This is a genomic window from Paenibacillus paeoniae (genome assembly GCF_003388735.1).
GTDB classification, from domain to species: Bacteria; Bacillota; Bacilli; order Paenibacillales; family Paenibacillaceae; genus Pristimantibacillus; species Pristimantibacillus paeoniae.
In genome coordinates this window covers 138123-156962 of sequence record NZ_QUBQ01000008.1, presented here as the reverse complement: position 1 = coordinate 156962, position 18840 = coordinate 138123, and the positions used below count along the sequence as shown (strand labels likewise).

At 42.4% G+C, this 18840-nt stretch carries 15 protein-coding genes, 1 tRNA gene and 1 pseudogene; 5 read left to right on the top strand and 12 right to left on the bottom strand.

Annotation, left to right across the window (positions count from 1 at the left end; genetic code table 11):
- Positions 1-949: 949 nt before the first annotated feature.
- Together DX130_RS27320 and DX130_RS27315 are read left to right on the top strand one after the other, a co-directional pair.
- Complete coding sequence (locus tag DX130_RS27320) at positions 950-1387, top strand: transposase (protein ID WP_116050030.1); 438 nt, start codon at positions 950-952, stop codon at positions 1385-1387.
- On the top strand, positions 1348-1875 hold the full coding sequence (locus tag DX130_RS27315) for a transposase (protein WP_116050029.1): 528 nt from the start codon (positions 1348-1350) through the stop codon (positions 1873-1875). Before DX130_RS27320 ends, DX130_RS27315 begins: the two co-directional genes overlap by 40 nt.
- Before the next feature lie 29 nt (positions 1876-1904).
- On the opposite strand, the gene DX130_RS25070 is transcribed toward DX130_RS27315, so the two are convergent.
- The 4 genes from DX130_RS25070 to DX130_RS25055 form a co-directional block, all read right to left on the bottom strand.
- A complete protein-coding gene (locus DX130_RS25070; RefSeq protein WP_116050027.1) occupies positions 1905-2627 on the bottom strand; it encodes a hypothetical protein in 723 nt (240 codons plus the stop codon).
- 343 nt (positions 2628-2970) lie between these two features.
- Positions 2971-4302, bottom strand: a complete 1332-nt coding sequence (locus DX130_RS25065; RefSeq protein WP_116050026.1) for a HEPN domain-containing protein — start codon at positions 4300-4302, stop codon at positions 2971-2973.
- 122 nt (positions 4303-4424) lie between these two features.
- Positions 4425-6308 carry a UvrD-helicase domain-containing protein gene (locus DX130_RS25060; RefSeq protein ID WP_116050024.1) on the bottom strand — a complete coding sequence of 628 codons (1884 nt, stop codon included), beginning with the start codon at positions 6306-6308 and terminating at the stop codon, positions 4425-4427.
- Positions 6293-8488: an ATP-dependent nuclease gene (locus tag DX130_RS25055; RefSeq protein ID WP_116050023.1), complete on the bottom strand. Its 2196-nt coding sequence runs from the start codon at positions 8486-8488 to the stop codon at positions 6293-6295. Before DX130_RS25055 ends, DX130_RS25060 begins: the two co-directional genes overlap by 16 nt.
- A 515-nt stretch (positions 8489-9003) precedes the next feature.
- On the opposite strand from DX130_RS25055, the pseudogene DX130_RS25050 reads away from it, so the two are divergent.
- Together DX130_RS25050 and DX130_RS25040 are read left to right on the top strand one after the other, a co-directional pair.
- Positions 9004-9245, top strand: a pseudogene (locus tag DX130_RS25050) (JAB domain-containing protein); the annotation flags it as partial.
- Between the two features lie 337 nt (positions 9246-9582).
- Positions 9583-9864 carry a hypothetical protein gene (locus tag DX130_RS25040; RefSeq protein WP_116050021.1) on the top strand — a complete coding sequence of 94 codons (282 nt, stop codon included), beginning with the start codon at positions 9583-9585 and terminating at the stop codon, positions 9862-9864.
- Positions 9865-10861: 997 nt separating this feature from the next.
- Here the strand turns inward: DX130_RS25040 and DX130_RS25030 are convergent.
- The 3 genes from DX130_RS25030 to nrdR form a co-directional block, all read right to left on the bottom strand.
- On the bottom strand, positions 10862-11479 hold the full coding sequence (locus DX130_RS25030; protein WP_116050018.1) for a hypothetical protein: 618 nt from the start codon (positions 11477-11479) through the stop codon (positions 10862-10864).
- 534 nt (positions 11480-12013) lie between these two features.
- Positions 12014-12086 (bottom strand) — tRNA-Ala (locus tag DX130_RS25025).
- Positions 12087-12265: 179 nt separating this feature from the next.
- Entirely contained in the window at positions 12266-12745 is a 480-nt protein-coding gene (gene nrdR, locus DX130_RS25020; RefSeq protein ID WP_116050017.1) for a transcriptional regulator NrdR, read from the bottom strand.
- Between the two features lie 144 nt (positions 12746-12889).
- Between nrdR and DX130_RS25015 the strand changes: the two genes are divergently transcribed.
- Positions 12890-13105 (top strand): alpha/beta-type small acid-soluble spore protein, encoded by a 216-nt coding sequence (locus tag DX130_RS25015; RefSeq protein WP_116050015.1) that lies wholly within the window; start codon positions 12890-12892, stop codon positions 13103-13105.
- Between the two features lie 96 nt (positions 13106-13201).
- Here DX130_RS25015 and DX130_RS25010 read toward each other — a convergent pair whose 3' ends face one another.
- From DX130_RS25010 to polA, 5 genes are all read right to left on the bottom strand, one after another.
- Entirely contained in the window at positions 13202-13756 is a 555-nt protein-coding gene (locus tag DX130_RS25010; protein WP_420818555.1) for a lytic transglycosylase domain-containing protein, read from the bottom strand.
- An 11-nt stretch (positions 13757-13767) separates the two neighbouring features.
- Positions 13768-14370 (bottom strand): dephospho-CoA kinase, encoded by a 603-nt coding sequence (gene coaE, locus DX130_RS25005; RefSeq protein ID WP_116050014.1) that lies wholly within the window; start codon positions 14368-14370, stop codon positions 13768-13770.
- 15 nt (positions 14371-14385) lie between these two features.
- The gene (gene ytaF, locus DX130_RS25000; RefSeq protein WP_206098886.1) at positions 14386-15081 is read right to left on the bottom strand and encodes a sporulation membrane protein YtaF; all 696 of its coding nucleotides are present in this window, start codon (positions 15079-15081) and stop codon (positions 14386-14388) included.
- Positions 15082-15227: 146 nt separating this feature from the next.
- Positions 15228-16079, bottom strand: a complete 852-nt coding sequence (gene mutM / locus DX130_RS24995; RefSeq protein ID WP_116050012.1) for a DNA-formamidopyrimidine glycosylase — start codon at positions 16077-16079, stop codon at positions 15228-15230.
- Between the two features lie 59 nt (positions 16080-16138).
- Positions 16139-18814 (bottom strand): DNA polymerase I, encoded by a 2676-nt coding sequence (gene polA / locus DX130_RS24990; protein WP_116050010.1) that lies wholly within the window; start codon positions 18812-18814, stop codon positions 16139-16141.
- Between the last annotated feature and the right edge of the window lie 26 nt (positions 18815-18840).

The following is an 18840-nucleotide window of genomic DNA, read 5'->3' as shown; positions in this document are numbered from 1 at the left end:
TCACCGTCTGCCGCTTGAATTCATCGTTGTAGTGTTGTCTCGTATTCCTCATTGTGAACACCTCACCTTGTATTAGGTTTATTATCTAATTAACGTTAGGAGGCGTCCACTTTTTATTCTAACTGCATTTATGTCCTTAATAAAGCCAGAATTTCGAATAATCATCGCTAACGGTCACTGGTGTCCGAATGATTAGATCCCACAATCAAAATATAAATGAAACTGATTCCTAGGATTCGGAATAAGTCGATTTAAAGATCGACTTTCTTTTATGGAGTCAAGGGGATGTCCGAATACTGATTATATTCTAACGAAGCCGAATCGACGAGGACTTTTAGCGGTAGATTGAGACGCCGTGCTCGTCCGTTAGAAGTATTGCTTCGAAGAATCGCCTCCACTCCCTGCGCGCGGACTGAACCCCGGGGTTCGCCCCCTATGGGCTACCGCCATAATAAACATTTTAACCACATCCAATGGATGTGGTTAAAATGTTTATTGTTGTGGAGCCTAGGGGGATCGAACCCCTGACCTCATCGCTGCCAGCGATGGAATGGCTGTCTGATGCCGTCCGATTAATACTGCGGAAGCCTTGTCCTGACTGGGTTTTAAGCGATCGCTTTCCGATCTATTCTGACGGTGTAGGACGGATGAGGGCGAAGTTCGTCCCCAATTCGTCCCCAAATTCAAGAACCTTCTTGGATACCTAAACTGAATACTTCGGAACATATTGAGCAATCGTTCTAGTCAGTAAGAGCCACATCTCCGACATTTTGAGCCAACCAACCGGTGGAGAAAGCCACTCTAGTAATGAGTGGCTTTCCAAGTATTTGTTTTATACTTTCCGTTTAATTGTTCAACATTGATTACATTTACCGTCTACGCCCTCTTTACTTTTCTGGCTGAAGCAGCGATTAGGCAATGGGACGGCTACCGGGACGGAGAAAAGCGAATGGTCGCCTGTGGGCTGACCCAAGCGGATCACTCCACCATCTCCAAAAAAGCGAAAGAGGTGCCATTTGGCATTTTTAAGCAACTGCTTCATGTGCTGATTCAAAAATGCAATCACCCTACCCGCAGACGCCTCCGCATTCCGAAAGAGTTGCTTGCGGTCGATTCCACGACCATTTCCGCTGGTCCCAATCGGTTACCTTGGGCCCCATCAGCTAAAGGAGAGAAGAGCGGCAATAAGCTGCACGTCGCTTTGTTGACAGAGACCGGCAGGCTTCATCGTGTAACGGAATCGACGGGAAAACAACACGATTCGACCCTGTGCACGGCGGTGACAGACCCCAAATTCATCCTGATTGCGGATAAACCTACGGGAATCACAAGCAGTTCGATGCCTACATGGAGCAAGAACAAGTGCAGTATTTTGTTATCCGAGTAAAAAACAACACGGTGTTGCGGGAGCCTGTCTATCGGCAACGAAAACGTCCCTATGCCCATACGATTGAGCAAGATATGGTCTGCCAACTCGGAAAACAAAAATTCATAACCCAACACAAATTTCGAGTCGTGACGCTAAAAGATCCCCAAGGCAACCCGATTACGCTGGTGACGAACTTACATCGTCCTTCAGCAGAGCGAATCGCTGAAATCTACCGACAACGCTGGCAAATCGAAGTGTTTTTTCGGTGGATAAAACAACATCTGAATGTGCCCACCCTTTTTGGAAAGACACCGAATGCGGTGTACGGACAATTGTATACCGCATTAATCGTGTACGTGTTGCTTCACTACGTGTACATGCAGGGAATGAAACAGGTTCACCCCCATGCACGGTTATCTTTTGCAGAGTTTGACCGACTCATCAGCTTTGCTGCTTTACCACCTGAATGGGTGGTCTATTTGGCGCACCATCTCACCCTTCCATAACTATATATTGGTAAATCAACAGGCGTAGATTAGTCTAATTCAGGAAGTTCAATTTCAGCCTTTCTACCTTCCATATCCGGAAATTGTTTAATGAATCGTTCTATAAATACACTTTCTCTAATCCGGTCATTAAGCTCATTTTTAGCAATTTCAATTAAAGTCCTTCTTGCTTGTACTTTTGTGGTTTGACCAAGGCATTTTTGAGGAATGCATTTATTTTGGTGAGTAACTGGCTCTATAACTGCTCTATGAATGCTGATTGGATTTGTTAGAATAATATCGTAAACTGCATCAGTTTTTAGACAATAAACACCATCTAATTCTTCAAAATAAGATTTTGGTGTAATTTTATTTAGCATCTGTTGGGAACCGTTCTTTATAAATATTGGGATTTGCGCTTCATACTGAACAAAAAAATACCTACTTTTATCACCTGAACGGCGGAAAGCAATAAAGCTCTTTCCTATTAATTCCTCCAAGCGAAACTTAATCCGAAAAGGGCCATAATGATTATTATAGTAGTCATTTAATCCGACCCAAACACCCGGTGCTTGCCAACTACCAATGGGAAGTTCTATTCCCCATTTGCTTCGTAAATTGAGTTCTCCAGTATTTAAAATCTCTTCCAGCTCTTCCTGGTGGCATGCATGATAAAATGAGTTTACGCCAAGTTTTTTGCATAATTGTTTTGTCCATATAAAATGTCCTCTATAATCCTTCTGCTCAAAAGGTCGCTTGTAATCAGGTAACAATTGCTTTCCTCCATTACATTTTCTTTATCAGAACGTCTTATCCTAGGCATTTCTATCCAAGTATGTAATTATGATGTTGATTTAAAGCTTCTAATCTTGGTTATGTATATTCAAACGGCAAGCCGGACTCTTGAATTCGATGCTCGATTTAAATGGATTCAACAGTTCTCGGTTAATAATTGTCATAATGCATTGACTAACTATAATAGAGCTTTTTGGATGCCGACATTACCGTAGCTGCCGAAAGTGCATCTCCGCCACCAATTGAAAAGTTGAGCAGTACTGCTCATTCGTTCTAGGCTCTACACTCAAAGAGTGAAATAGTACAAAGGGCATAATTATTTTATCTAGATCTAGCGCGTTTTAAAGAATTAGCAAGAGTCGGATTATATTTCCTACCAATCACCCAATGGTTTTTTAAATACATAAACCACTTTTCAAGAATAGGACCTGAACGAGAGTTCGTACGGCTTTTCATTAAACGTATTAAACGAGGAGCACAACAAATTAAACCAGCAACCGCTCTTTTGAAGTCAATATATTTTTGGACTGTATCACCTGGAGAAAAATCCTGATTGAAATTGGGATAGGTTTCTATTCCTCCGTGAACATATTCAGAACGCCATGTATATATTTCATCAACTAATAGCGAACACTGGTTTGGTGATATGTTGTTGATTTTCACTAATCTAGGAATCAAGAAAGCAAGACCTGCCCTTTTTTGATCGATATGAGAAAGAAGTATTGCTTCTCCTGCTACTGTTAATTGCAGCAAAGATAATCCATAGCCAGAAAAGATATCGCGCTGTTCTTCTGACTCAATGGCTTTTTTTAAGAACTTTACTCCTTTATAAAATCTATAGGTTAACTCATCATACTTTGTGAGTACAAATGTCTGAAAGAGATCATTAAATTGTTTCTTACTACTATTGATAAATAACCAATCAAGATTTAGCTTACAATCCTGATTAAATCCAATCGCAATATTGCAAAAATTTCGTTCTGAATAAACCATCAAATGTTCTGATTTAGTCTCATAGTAACGATTCGCCCTTACAGGGTATGTATAGCTTGGATAGATTCGTGCCCAAAATATCGACTGAAGAATGCTGTTAACTAAGTATAAAATTTTTTGAGCATGAAACGTAACATAGCCATATTGATGACGCACCTTAATTCCCACGATTGGGTGATCAAGGAAACCATTTGAACGCGACCTTAGGAGATGATTAAGACGTAATCGAGTTTCCTTTTTTGAAGTTCCTCCTAATCGACTGATTGTTGTTAATTTCTCTTCCTCTGAACCAGATATGAATATGAAGTCTCCAAACTTAACTGTAGAAGTTAAATAAGCTCGATTCAACGGTGCAAATATCCAGTAGTCATTTATATTTGCCCTTAAATGTGAATCTAGTTGATTAAGAAGAATAATGGCGTCTGCATTTGAATATGTTTGTTGGTTTTTTATTGCTGGTTCAAGTACGTACGACGTCAAGAATAATTCTGTTAGCTCAAATTCATAGATTGGCTCAAAAGCTTCAAGACCTGATATTTTATCAATCAAGTTGCTCAAAGGTTTAAATCCGCCGTAATGATTCATTGATTCCAGTTCCAAAGCAGTCTTACTTTTACAACTAAATAAGTATGAAAGTACAAAAGGAACAAGTGATGTCATGTTATTACCTCTCTTGTGATTTCTGTTACCGACTCTTCGTTTTCGCTTTACCTAGGTTAGTGCGGAAAAGGAGTCTGGGCCGAACCTTTCTGCTTATAAGTAAAATCCAGGGAGTATATTGCTCATATCATCTTCACATTATCGTCTCCAAACCAATCTTTAGCTTGACGTATAATTAAATCACTTGGGTTATGAAAGAAGACAACTAAGTTGTCTCTAGCTCTTGTACAGCACACGTAGAATAGTTTTTTGGTTCTGTAGTACACAGAGGCTTTTTCTGATTGCTCGCTAAATAAATAATCGAAATTAAAACTAGACCACTTTCCATTATCCAGTATCACAAGTACATTTTCAAACTCCGCACCTTTTATCTTGTGCTGCGTGGAAAATGGGGTGAAACCCTCTAAATAAAAAAATAGATTTTGAAATTCAGAATATTTAACTTCCCTCACTCTGTCAAAAACATAGAAATTATCTTGGACGAACTTATTGTACTTATCGTCCTTTTTGCAAATACCATTAATGTCGGCTAATTCAATAATCTCGCCTATTTTTTTGTTAGAGAAATCGCTAAAACTCTTAATAATATCATGAATTTCTTTTTTTCTTTTTATCGACGTAATCGGAAGCTCTGTTCGTCGAATAAACTCATTGTAATTTTTTTTGTTGTATAGATCGACTATATGCTGGATTTTGAACAAATGTTTCACTAAAGCATCTCTCTTTGAACCTTTTCTATTTTCATCTGTTTCATCTTGCTTTTTATCATCAATAAGTGACTCTTTATCTAAGTAGATACCTTTGACTTCATAATATGTTTTGTCTTTCAAAAGGTTATATAGAATACGTGTCTCTGGGTCTTCTAATAAAATTTCTTTCTTTAGTTTTTTTTGTTTGCCCCTTATTGCCAGTAAATCGGCTATCTGATCAAAGGTTTCATTCTCATTAATAGATACGTTGTCCTCTTTAATCTTACGTCTCATTTCATTTTTAAATTTAATTATTGGATCTTTATCGTATATTTCCATGAGACTAGGGAAGCCTGCCTTGGCTGCTATAAGATTATGCGTCAGATATAACTCTTTTGTCTGTTTTGAGTCTGTGAAATCCCATTCCTCAAAATATAAAGTTTTCTTTATTTCTTCAATGCTGTCATTACTAGAATACAGGAATTTGATATTACCTTCCTTGATCACTCCATTCAACATATTAGGAGCAGTAGGATCTTCTGAAGGCTCCTGAACTAAAATATCATATCTTAACTTATTAGCAAGTTCTATGACTAATCTAGGATTCCTTCTATTTTGCTTCTTCTGAACTTCAAAGACTTCGTTAGATTCGATGTACTCGTTTATATTTCCAATACCGCTGTCATAAATTGATTGCATTGCATCTCCAAATAAACCAATGATACTCCTACGTTTACTTTTTTTTACGTGTTCTAAAAATATCTTGATCACGAGTGGACTAGTATCTTGATACTCATCGATGAAAATAAATTGAAACGTATCTTGCAAAATGTCACATAACACAGAGTGCTTTTTATACAAATAATTCGCTAACTCAAGCACCTCATCGTGAGAAATTATCCCTTCTTGTATACGAGTATACTCTTTATACTGAATACCTTCATTTACGTTGTTAAAGTAAGATGCTTCTACAGTTCCGTCTGGACTAGTTATCTTTGACTCTTCAGTATTTATAAGATCAATTAATCCATTCTTCAGGTCCTTTTGATAGTTTCTAATGCTATCCCACAAGAAATCATGGATGGTTGAGACTTTCAAATTTTGATGACTGACCCTTTCTTCAATTTCCTTTACTGCTGCATTTGTATAAGTTATACAGGCGATTTTAGTTAAAGGATTAGTATGAATAATCTCTTTGATGAGTTGAACCAAAGAATAAGTCTTACCTGATCCTGCTCCACCACTTAGCAAAAAGTTCTGTTTTCGTGCTATACATTTTAGTATTTCCTGAACTTCTAATTCTAATTTTTCAACCATAATAAACCTTCCTTTATGTAAGCTGGAATCTGCCAATTACAGAAATCGAGCCCATTTTCACTTTTACTATTGAGAAGAATTTCCATTGCAAAACTGGGTTTCTTATTAATGCACTTCTCTGCTAATAAGTACGGGTCTTTAGACGTCTTTAGATTTTCTTTATTTTTAAGGCTTTGAAACCGATCAAGATTATCTATAATAAAATCTTGATTTAAGTGGAGAAATGCATCCTCAAAACTTCTTGCATGATATGTCTTCTTGTATGAGTTTTTCTCTGGTATTTGAAAGATAACTAAGACATTCCCATCATCTTTTTGCATCCACTGCTTTGTCTCCGAATGTTTGCGAAGCAATTTTCCTCGCAAATCTAGAGACTTTAAGAATCCTAGTTCACCTTCGTTATCAACATTATGTAAATCTACTTCCACTGTTACTGCGACACTCGAGTTTGATTCTTTGAATAATTCAAACGATGTAGAGTAAAAGAACTTCAAAGACGAGTTCGTTGAAAATCTGGCGTGTTTTTCAGTTACTTTGCACTTTTTTATTTCAAGTACCAAAGTTCCCTTATTGTTTTTTCGAGGAACTTTTTTTGCAGAATCTATATCCGTAATAATTAATGCTTTAATACCAATGAAGTCGATGAATTTTTCGAAAATCTGTGAATATGCTCCGACTTCAACTATCGAAATATTTTGAGAAAGCAAAGGATTTTCGGGAAATTCTTGATCCATTTTCTTCATAAAGGCCGGGAAAAGTATTCTTTCAGTATCCCCTTCAATAAAGATCGCTTTATCTACAAAAAATAATTCAGCACGATTAAGAGTGAGATATTGTTTTAAAAATTTAAATGATTGGACTTCTGTCTCATATTCTTTTTCCAAATCCTTAAGGTTTTTCGAGTAAACTTCGTTTGTATTTGTTTTGAAAAAATACTTGATGTCATTAAAGTCACATTCCGAAGTAATATGAGACGAATGTGTAGTTATTATTGTTTGTAAATTAAATTCTTTACCGTCTACACCCTGGCTAGCTTGCGTCAGAATATCCTTTATGTTTTTTATGAAAATATATTGCATTTGAGGATGCGTGTGCGCCTCTGGCTCTTCAATAAACAGCAGATTTATATCTGCTGGAGATTCATGAATGTTCGACTCCCTTCTAAATTCACTAAGTAGAATCTCAATTTCAAAAATCATTGTGATTAAATTCAAATAACCTAGTCCGTTATAATTTTCAGGTAAAGAATGCTCTGTATCATGATCATACATAACAGTTGTGTTACCTTTCAGGAGTTCTCTGTGTTGTAATGAAGAAGCGATTTTAATTATCGAATCGCCTTTATTAAGGCCACCAAACTTTTTGACTTTATCTATGACATTTGAAAAAAGTCCGTTATAAATTTGATTTAGATGTGAGTCAGTTGATCTAAGGGCATCTTTGAAATCTTGTACTTCATTGGACTGGTTCTGTTTGTCCTCTTTCTTTTCGTAGTACTTTGAAGAGAGTGTGGATAAAGCTCGATCTGAATCATTATTTGTTACGTTTCTTTTTGCGCTAATAACTTTAAAGTTTATTACTTTATCCAGAAGGTTGTTCTCTTTTCCTAAATCTACGTATTCTTCATCTATCTCTCTTGAATTAATAGGGTCATATCCCAAAGCTCGTTTACTCATTTTAAAGTATCTTTTATGATTATCTTTCAAATACTCATTAATACTCTTTGCTTCTTTGCTTGATTTTGCACACTCTTTTTTATGATTGGCGTAGTCAGTTCGAATATTTACTAATTCTTCATTTGTTAAGATATATTCAAATTTAATGACTACGTAATTATTACTTGGATCTAAGTCCATCATTAACTTGCTAATATTAGATAAGTTATCTGTTTCATCGTATGAAATAATAATTGTTAGTGTAATACCGATATTATCAATGGTATCATCGACTGCACTAGAAACAACTAATCTTTCTATTTGTTTTTGAAAGTCAATATTAAAGTCATCATAAGAAAATACGTTTGTATTCGAACGTTTTCCAATAAACTTGTCTAAGACTGAAAGCATGGAAGTTTTTCCGCTATTGTTTTTGCCAATTATAACAGACAGATCATTCTCAAGATCAAGTTCAAATTTCCTTAGTAGCCTGTAGTTGTTAACTTTAATTTTGATGATCTTCATAGAATCAGCTCCAATTCAGTTAGTATTTAGTTAGTTGAATGGCAACTTGAAGGAAGTTTATGCTAGAAGAAAAAGCACTGATAGTGCTGGAATTTCTGAACAACCAAAGCTCACACGTACAATTGATACAGACAATTTATTAATCCACATTATCTACATCTATACAGAATTCGATCTTTTTTGACCAAATCCTTCCAAACGAATGTTCTAATTCTAGTACTTTAAACCCCTAGCCTGTGACCTATCAGACCTTATTGAGTGACCATAGAATCAATTATATAGCTATCAACTTGGTCAGCTCATTAGGTACAGGCCCATAATCTCATTTTTAGTTTTGGTATGTACGGAAATTAGGATTAATTAAATTGAAAAAACGCATTCTCACATATGCGTAGTTACCCACATGGGAATGCGTTTATGATTAAAATATCGAAAACGTTCCATTAGACCAACTAAGCTAAACACAGCCTTAGGCATAGCGAAGATGCTTTCAGTTTCAATTATATATTATTTAGACGTTAGTTCATCCAAGAGAAGTATTCAGAACTGCCATTAAGCGAAACAGTGCCTCTATTATCTGCTGCCATAATCATCCTAGCGGCAATCCTGAACCTAGTCCCGAGGATATACAAATCACCAAACGGCTTGTCAGCGTTGGACAGCTTATTGGCATAGAAGTACTCGATCACATCACCATACAGGACATAGCTTTGTCAGTATAAGAGAAAAAGGTTTGATGGAAATAGAAAAAGTGTGACTTGCGATCCGACTTCAATCTGAGGAACGCTTATCAAGATGTGAGAATATTACAGTCAACATGTCTGGAGCCATTTGTTGCTCCGTTTCGGGACGATTCAAAACCATCCGTTTGATTTTATTGACGTAATGCTCGTTACTTTTCTCAATGGATTCTTGATGCAGATCGTCCACTGTAACGCGCAGTTGGTTGGCAAGTCGAACAAGTGTATTTAAAGTGAGCGACCTCTCTCCTCTTTTAATCTATCCAATATATGCATGAGAAACCTCAATTTTCTCAGCCCAGGTTTCCTATGTCCAATCAAGAATATGAAAGCCAAATAATAAGGGGAATGATCATGAGAAAATATTGTTTATTTAATACGATGGTCTTGATTATGGTGCTGCTCTCCGGCTGTGGTGAAGGCATGGTTCAATGGTCGGAATCAATGAGCCAACAAATGTCAGATGCCGGAGAGAATATGGGCAACAGCATTCGAGAAGAAGGTGTAGATATTGCAAAACAACTAAACTCCGTTGCTCAAGAAGAAGAGCAAACTAATTCTGTTCAATCCGCTAATGCTCCAGAATCAATACAGACAGAACAACCCGAGAAAGAAGAAAAGAAAAATCTTCTTTAGAGTGGAATGCCACTGATAATGATGTCTCGTCCACTAAAAATATTAAGTACGCTGTGCAATTGCTTACAGATAATGTGTATGAATTCTCCGAATGCACGTATGCAGAGCAATTTGATAAACTAACAAGGATTACTAGTGAGCGCTACGGAGAGATTATTAGCATTGCCAGAACAGTAACCGAAATATCTCCTGTTACAAAGGGTCATGATGCCTACCACACAACAACTTTATATGCGGATGGCATCAGGTCGATACTAATCGTGAATGTTCAAGGTTCAAGTAACGCGAATAATCGTTCGATGTTAGTTTATTCAACTCAAACGCTTGATAAGTTTTTATTGGATGCGGAATATAGTATTTTTGGATTTCTAGTGGGCACAACAATGTATAAAATTACTCTTAAAAAGAATTATAATAAAATTACAACTCAGTTATTTTTGTGAAAATTCGGAGGTGTTTATGGTGGAACAAATACTTACAGTGGAACATTTTCGGGATATTACGTCAAACAGAATTGGATTTGTTGCTATTACAGACAAGAACCTAAAAGGAGAATCGTGTTTATATTACACTTCATATCACGAGGTGAAGGAACGGTATTTCATCATTCAAAAGGTCATAACCAATAGATGTAGAAACGGGCCATACTTCCTTACCTTATGCCCCGAAGATGCTATAGAGCATTTTGCCCCTAAAATGCATAAATGTATAAAATGTTTTGCTTAATACTTTTGACCTTCGTAACCATGGTTACAGGTTACTTTATTGAACTATCGTCTCGAGGATGGGCTACTCCATTTCTTCTCTTGCTCATTCTTAGTTCGTTCAACAACCTCATTTGGTGCCTGCTTTTTATTATAGATGTCCTACACCGTAAACCCACTCGTTGGCTTAATTAACTTGATTTTTCTCAAGTCCTTCACATGAATCAGTAAAGTTATCGTTATCCTTGAGGAATAAAATATCGTACTCCACAAAGGACGCTTACTAGAACCTGTTATTCAAATTCAAACCCCATATCTTTTAGTTTTTGTTCAAATATATACACTCTGTAGCCAAGAAGGTCGTTATATTCTGAATAATTATTAATATTCGTATTCACAAATTCAAGCAATAAATCTAACGCCTTACTTTGAGACTCTGAAATGGAACTCACTTTTTCTATCTTATATAGTTTCTCCAAAGTTATCTCCTTAATGTTCTGCTCATTTTCTTTAGAAATAACCGAATTATACAAAAGTTCGGTGATAATCGGGGACATATAGGCATCTGCATTTGCCATTATTATTTCGTCTTGCATCTGGCTTAAGAGTTCTTCTTTTTTTTGCAGCTCTATTTCGAGGTTTTCCCTTCTGCTGTTTAGAACAGAGAGTTCTTTTTCTAGAGTCGCCATCTCTTCTTTGATGATATCGTTCGTGTATAGCAGATTATCATTCTCATCACTAAGTGAGACAACCTGTTGTTTGAGTTTTAGCTCATCAATAACCGGCTTTACAGTTTGATAATAGGAAAAAACAGCAATGATAAGTCCGAATAATGTTATAACCCCTGCGAATACACTAAAATGAATAGCAAAGTTTTGATACCACTGTCTCTCTACAAGTTTCTTTTTCATTAATATTCCCTACTCCGCTAGCATATTTGCTCTTCTTTTCGCCTTTTTTATATAGAATATTTCGGTGCGATAGAGCCGCTTGTCAATCAGGAGTTCTATCAATAAATGATGACTCGTTTTTTGATTACAATTGTATATTAACATCGCAGCACTATTTATTAACGAAGAGGCTCTCACTCAGTAACATGATGGCTTGACTGGATTGAAATATTCACTGAAGCCAGAGATTCTCGGAATCAGAAAGTGAATCGCCAAGTCCAATTTACTTTCTTACACTGACCGTCTTTCATCCGAGTGTTGAACTAAGACAAAATAATCGCCATACCCTTTTAGAGTAGGACAAGTAGATTTAATTTTTATCGAATAATGCAGCGCTTTGAATTTTTCACAGCAATTCGAAAACCCCAATATTTCTCCAAAAAAATCTACACTGTGACCAAACGTGTGACCACAACCTAAAACCAGTCCCGTTTCGGGCATAGAAAAAACCGCCAAACACCCTGAATTTCTTGTGTTTAGCGGCCTTTTTCGGTATGGAGCCTAGGGGGATCGAACCCCTGACCTCATCGCTGCCAGCGATGCGCTCTCCCAGCTGAGCTAAGGCCCCGTAATTAGCGACAAGATAGATCATACCATGTGAGGAAAGCGATGTCAATCGTACTTTAACCGGCTATCTGGCCGTCTCCGCATCAAGCCCAACAAAGAAAAACAGAGGAGCCAAAGGCTCCCCTGACTCACTGTCTTTCCTTATCCATTCCACTCTATTCCAAGCAGAAATCCCGCTGCCTAACCCTTCTCCCCGCCATTAAGCGGGTGCTTGTTCAGCAAGCTGTTAAGCTCCTTCATGAACATGTCGATGTCTTTGAATTGGCGGTAGACGGATGCGAAGCGGACGTAAGCCACTTCGTCAACCGGGTAGAGCTGGCTCATGACGATGCCGCCGATCTCGCTGCTGTCGACCTCGGCCAGAGCTGTGGTGCGAAGCTCCTTCTCCACCTCGGATACGATGACTTCCAGTCGCTCCACGGGCACTGGACGCTTCTCACATGCGCGGATAAGTCCGCGAAGGATTTTGTCGCGGCTGAACTCCTCGCGGCTGCCGTCTTTTTTGATCACGATCAGCGGTGTTTCTTCAATCATTTCGAACGTCGTGAAGCGACGGTTGCACTTCTCGCACTCACGACGGCGACGGATGGACTTGTTTTCATTGGCTGGACGAGAGTCCAATACCTTGGTTCCCGCAAAGTCACAATACGGACATTTCATAATGAAATCCTCCCTTCAACTTACTGTTTCTTCAGATTACATCCTTACAAACTAACTCAATCCATGAAATCCCATACGTTTCCTGTAATGATCTTCGGAATATCGCACATAATACATTTACCAACCGCAAGGAGGTGAACATCAATGAGTCAATCCCGCAGCAGTAACCAATTGGTAGTACCGCAAGCGACTGCAGCTCTGGACCAACTGAAATATGAAGTTGCACAAGAGCTGGGCATCGCGATCCCACAAGACGGCTACTACGGTAACATGGCAACGAGAGACGCAGGCTCCATCGGGGGTTCCATTACCCGCCGCCTGGTTCAAATTGCTGAACAATCCCTAGCCGGCACAAACTAATGATTCATCTGTATGAATAACGAAAGTCTTGGAGCAGCTTGTCCAGAAGTGACAGGCTCTCCAAGGCTTCCTTAACGTTCAATGGTCATATATGTCCTAGAAACGGGGATACAAATCTTTGTACTTATTATAATAGTAAAAGACCCGTTGTACATAGTGCCGCGTCTCGCCGAACGGGATATCGCTTACGCTATCCATCTTCCCGTCCCATCTTCCGGCCTCCAGCCATTTGCGCACATTGCCAGGTCCGGCATTGTATGCGGCTACAGCGGCTACAGCGTTTTGATCAAATTGCACATGCAAGGAATTCAAATACCATGCTCCAACCTCGATGCTCACATCCGCCCGATGACGCAAGATGTCATCATCCACCTTGGCGAATCCCGCCTTCTCCACGACCCAATGCGCTGTGTCCGGCATAATCTGCATTAATCCCAAAGCACCCTTCTTCGATTCGCGTCCCGTGACGTAATTCGATTCCGCCCGTATGATGGCTGCGATCAGATGAGGCTCCAGGTCGTAACTCGATGCGCTTGCCCGTATATCTTCCTTATAATAAACCGGATACATCCATGAGGCCAACCAATCTGACTTCAGAAAAAGAATGGCGAGCAGAGCTAGTATCAACACTAGAGCATACCGTTTCTTCATCCGCACTCTCTTCATCTTGACGTCCTGACCAGACGATTCCATAACGAAAGCACCTGCTCCTGCGTCTCTTCGGTCGTCCCGCTGTTGTCAATGATCCAGTCCGCTCGACTTCGCTTCTCCTCGATATCCAGCTGCAAGGAGACCCTCCGCCTCGCCTCTTCCTCATTCATGCCATTGCGCTTCATCAACCGCTCAACCTGCAGTTCGGGAGGAACATAGACGACTAATATGCCTTCATACAGATCGACTTGCTTCGTCTCGTACAAAAGCGGCACATCTCCAATGATCAGTCCCTCAGGTTCCGCTTCCGCATACGTATGTATTTGTTCCCACATTCGCTTTCGCACAGCTGGATGAGTGATCGCTTCCAACTTGGCGAGCGAGTCCGGGTCCTTGAATACGATATTGCCCAGAGCGGCGCGGTCCAGCATACCATCCCGCTGCAAGACTGCTTGTCCGAAGAGAGAGGCGATCGCCTCCAGCGCCGGCTCTCCGGGCCGCACGATCTCGCGCGCAACGGCATCAGCGTCTACGAGACGCGCGCCAAGCTCGACGAGCATACGCCCGACCGTGCTTTTGCCGCTGGCGATTCCGCCGGTCAAACCAATGATCATTGCGACCACCTCCATTTATAACAGCTTCATAATTCCAATCATAATCAATAATATGCCCGGCACATACGAAAGCACATGCATGCCTCTCTTAGCGGCAAATCGAAGCCCCAGGCGTGTGCCCGCTACCAGGAAGATTGCTCCCGCTGCAGCAATGACTAGCGGAGTCAATAGATGCGGCAGTCCTAGCAGCGCAGCGCCAAGTCCCGCTCCGAAAGCATCCAGCGATAAGGCAACGCCGAGCATGACCGCTTCCGACGATGAGATGGTGCCGGATCGGTCTACGTCAGCCGCTTGAGGCGTACGTAAAATCTGAATAACCAAACCTAGACGCTTCAGCTCCAGCTTGAGCAATTGGGCCGTTTCCATCGCAGTCGCAATGCTCGCTGGCTCTTTATGAAGCATGGCGCCCTCTTCAGAAGGATCAGGATCATGATGAGTCTTGCTCCGCACTAATTGAATCAAGGCCCAGCAGCCAATGGCGATTAGGATAGATGCGCCGATAAGCGAAGCTGCGTACTCCGAAATATACTTGCTAATCCATCCTCCGGCTTGCATCGACAGCCAAATGATAAGCCCGGAACAACATGCAATAATGAACACCGACAGGAACGGAATACGGATCTTCCTGAGGCCATAGGTCACGCCGACGCCAAATCCATCCAAGCTAACGGCAAAAGCAAGCACGACCAGCGATATCAAATGTGCAATCAACGTAAAAGCTCCTCCCCGCAAGAGCGGATGCCTGTTACTTCTACTGGTTTCTTGAAGCCAGTCAGTCGACAGGGCATTCGCCTATCGTTCGTAACATCATCATATGCGGGGGATTTGCCTCGGTGCAGAGGAGGCGTTAAATTGAATTATAGCTTGATTTTATTCGTATCTTTCATCGGCTGGCACTTCGTACAAATATGTGTGCCTCTTCCGCCTACTACAAACTTATGAAGCGGCTTTCCGCAGCTTGTACAAGGCTCATTCTTTCTCCCATAGACGAGGAATTGATGCTGGAACATTCCCATCTCGCCTTGTCCATTCACATAAGACTTAATGGAGGAGCCTCCGGCTTCTACCGCTCGAGTCAGAGTCGAGCGAATAGCCTCATGAAGTCTCTTCCATTCCGCTTGACTTAAGCTGCCCGGCGAACGCTCCGGATGGATGCGCGCCAGGAACAGCGATTCATCTACATAGATGTTGCCGAGCCCGACAATCAATTCCTGATTGAGCAGCAATGGCTTGATCTTGGTCGTTCGCTTCTCCAGCTTCATGCGCAGCACATTTACCGTAAACTCATCGTTCAGCGGCTCGATCCCCAGCTTGTTCAGCGGCGGCAGCTCAAGCTCCTCACCCGTGTTGAAGATGTGCATCGTCCCGAATTGCCGGACATCCTTATAACGAAGATCGGTGCCATCGTCAAAGTGGAATATCACATGGGTATGAAGCTCAACCGGTTCATCCGAGGGATAGACGCCATACCGCCCTTCCATCCTCAGATGCGAGACGAGAACTAGCCCGTCAAGTACAATGCGAAGAAACTTTCCTCTTCGTTCCACTGTTTGAATCGTATGACCGACTAGAGCATCCGCGAATTGCTGCGGTTCCGCCGGCCGTTGTATAATGCGTGGCAGCTTTACAGTGACGGAATGAATCCGTTTACCCGCTACAAGCTCCATTAATGTTCGTCTAACCGTCTCTACCTCTGGCAGTTCAGGCATGTCTCCTCACCTCAACAACCATTATACTTCATTCATGTCTTATATGCCTTATATCAGGCCTACTTTGCTTCGTACCAATTATCTCCGAAGCTAACGTCCGCTTTCAACGGCACGTCCAGCTTCAGCGCGCCCGACATCACTTCAGGCAGCAATGTCTTCATCAACTCCAGCTCATCCGGCGGGACCTCGAATACCAATTCATCATGTACTTGCAGCAGCATTCGGCTCTTGAGGCCGCGCTCGCGCAGCGCTTCATCCATCTGCACCATCGCCAGCTTGATTATATCAGCCGCAGTACCTTGAATTGGCGTATTCATCGCCGTACGCTCCGCAAAGGAGCGAAGATTGAAGTTGGATGCCTTAATCTCCGGCAAGTACCGGCGACGGTCCAGCAACGTCGTCACATAGCCGTCGCGCTTCGCCTGAGCTACGATATTGTCCATATAGCCGCGCACACCCTTGAATACGTTGAAATACTGCTCAATAAACTGGGCTGCATCCTTGCGCGTAATACCAAGGTTCTGAGACAAGCCGAAATCACTGATGCCATAGACGATGCCGAAGTTGACGGCCTTGGCAGAGCGTCGCATATTGCTGTCCACTTGCTCAGCAGTTACGCCGAATACATCCATCGCGGTTTTCGTATGAATGTCCATGTCATGGATGAACGCTTCCTTCAAGTTCTCGTCGCCGGATATATGCGCCAGCACTCGCAGCTCGATCTGCGAGTAGTCGGCTGCGAGAATCGTCCAGCCCGGCTCGGACGGCACAAACGCTTTGCGGATTTGACGGCCTTCCTCCAGCCTGATAGGGATGTTCTGCAGGTTAGGGAATTGGCTGCTCAACCGTCCGGTCGCTGCGATCGTCTGGCGATAGTACGTGTGCACTTTGCCCGTTCCCTCGCGTACCTCCTTCAGCAGTCCTTCCACATAAGTGGATTGCAGCTTCGACAGCTGACGGAAGTGAAGGATGAGCGGAATAATGTCATGGTAAGGAGCCAGCTCCTCCAGCACTTCCGCATCGGTGGAATAACCCGTCTTCGTCTTCTTCTTGGCAGGCAGCCCAAGCTTGTCGAACAATACCTCGCCCAGTTGCTTCGGCGAATTAATATTGAATTCCGTGCCCGCCAGCGTATAGATTTCGCTCATAATTCGGGACAGCTGCGACTCCAGATCCTTGCCCAGATCCTCCAGCACATTCTTCTCCACTTTGATGCCTTGATGCTCCATACCTGCAAGCACCCGGGAGAGTGGATGCTCCAAGTCAAAGTAGAGGTTGCTCATGCTTCTGTTCTTCAGCTCTTCGGTCATAATCGGCAGTAGCCTTCTGACCGCATCCGCCTTCAACGCTAGATGGCGATGAAGCGTCTCCACATCCGGCACCTTGAATTTGGCGCCTTTGCCGTACACAGATTCGTCGGACGGCACGCCGCTAAGTCCCTGACGATCATGGATCGCGCTTAGAGACAATGAGCCTTCTGTCGGATCAAGCAAGTAAGCAGCGAGTTGGACATCGAATGCCGCGCCGCCAAGCGCAAGGCCGCTCCAGCGCAGCGCCAGCTCCGCCTTATGCGTATCGAATCCATACTTCGGTTTGCCTTCGTCAGACAGCCATTCACGGAAGCCCTCCGCGTCCGAGCTCTTCAGCGTCTCTATCGACAGGACGAACACTTCGTCCTCTGTCGCTACAGACAGGCCAAGCAGCTCCGCATGATGCGGGTTCTCACCGATCGCTTCGATGTAGAGACCATGCTTGTCCGTCGCCAGAAGCGCTTTCGTCAACCGTTCCAGCTCGGCGGAATCTCCGTCTGCTACGACCGTAATGTTCAGCTCTGCCAAGGCCGCTTTCGCTTCGGACTCCGTTGCGCCGCTGTCGGAGCTAAGCTGCAGCTTCTCCAGCAGGGACTTGAACTCCAGCTTGCGGAACGTTTCCCCCAGCTTCGCATTGTCGTAGCCGCTCCAGCGCAGCTCTTCCGCATCCCGCTCCAGCGGCACCTCGCGATAGATCGTCGCCAGCTTCTTGCTCATGATAGCGTCGTCCTGGTGGTTCTCCAGATTCTCCTTCAGCTTGCCCTTCAGCTTGTCGAGATTACCCAGTACATTCTCCACAGATGCATATTCATGAAGGAGCTTAAGCGCCGTCTTCTCACCTACGCCCGGTACACCGGGAATATTGTCGGACGTATCGCCCATAAGCCCTTTCAGATCAATAATTTGAAGCGGCACCAGGCCATACTTTTCCTGAATCGACTCCGGCGTATACAGCTCAACCTCGCTCACGCCTTTGCGCGTCACTGCGACGGTTACGCCATCCGAAGACAGCTGCAGCATATCTTTGTCGCCTGTTACGACAACTGTTTTTACGCCCCGCTCATCAGCTTGCTTCGTCAGCGTGCCGATAATATCATCGGCCTCATAGCCGTTCAGCTCGAATTGAGCAATCCCGAATGAAGTGATCAAATCCTTCAACACCGGGAATTGTTCTGACAACTCAGGAGGCGTCTTCTGCCGTCCGCCCTTGTATTCACTGTAGCCTTCGTGGCGGAATGTCACCTTGCCCGCATCGAATGCAACCAGCACATGCGTCGGCTTATGCTCCTCCAGCAGCTTTAGCAGCATCGTTGTGAAGCCGAAAATTGCATTCGTGTGCTGCCCTGCCGAATTCGTCAGCGGCGGCATCGCAAAAAACGCCCGGTACGCAATACTATTACCATCAATTAACATCCATTTATCCATAAAAAGAAGAAGCACCCCGTTTCAAC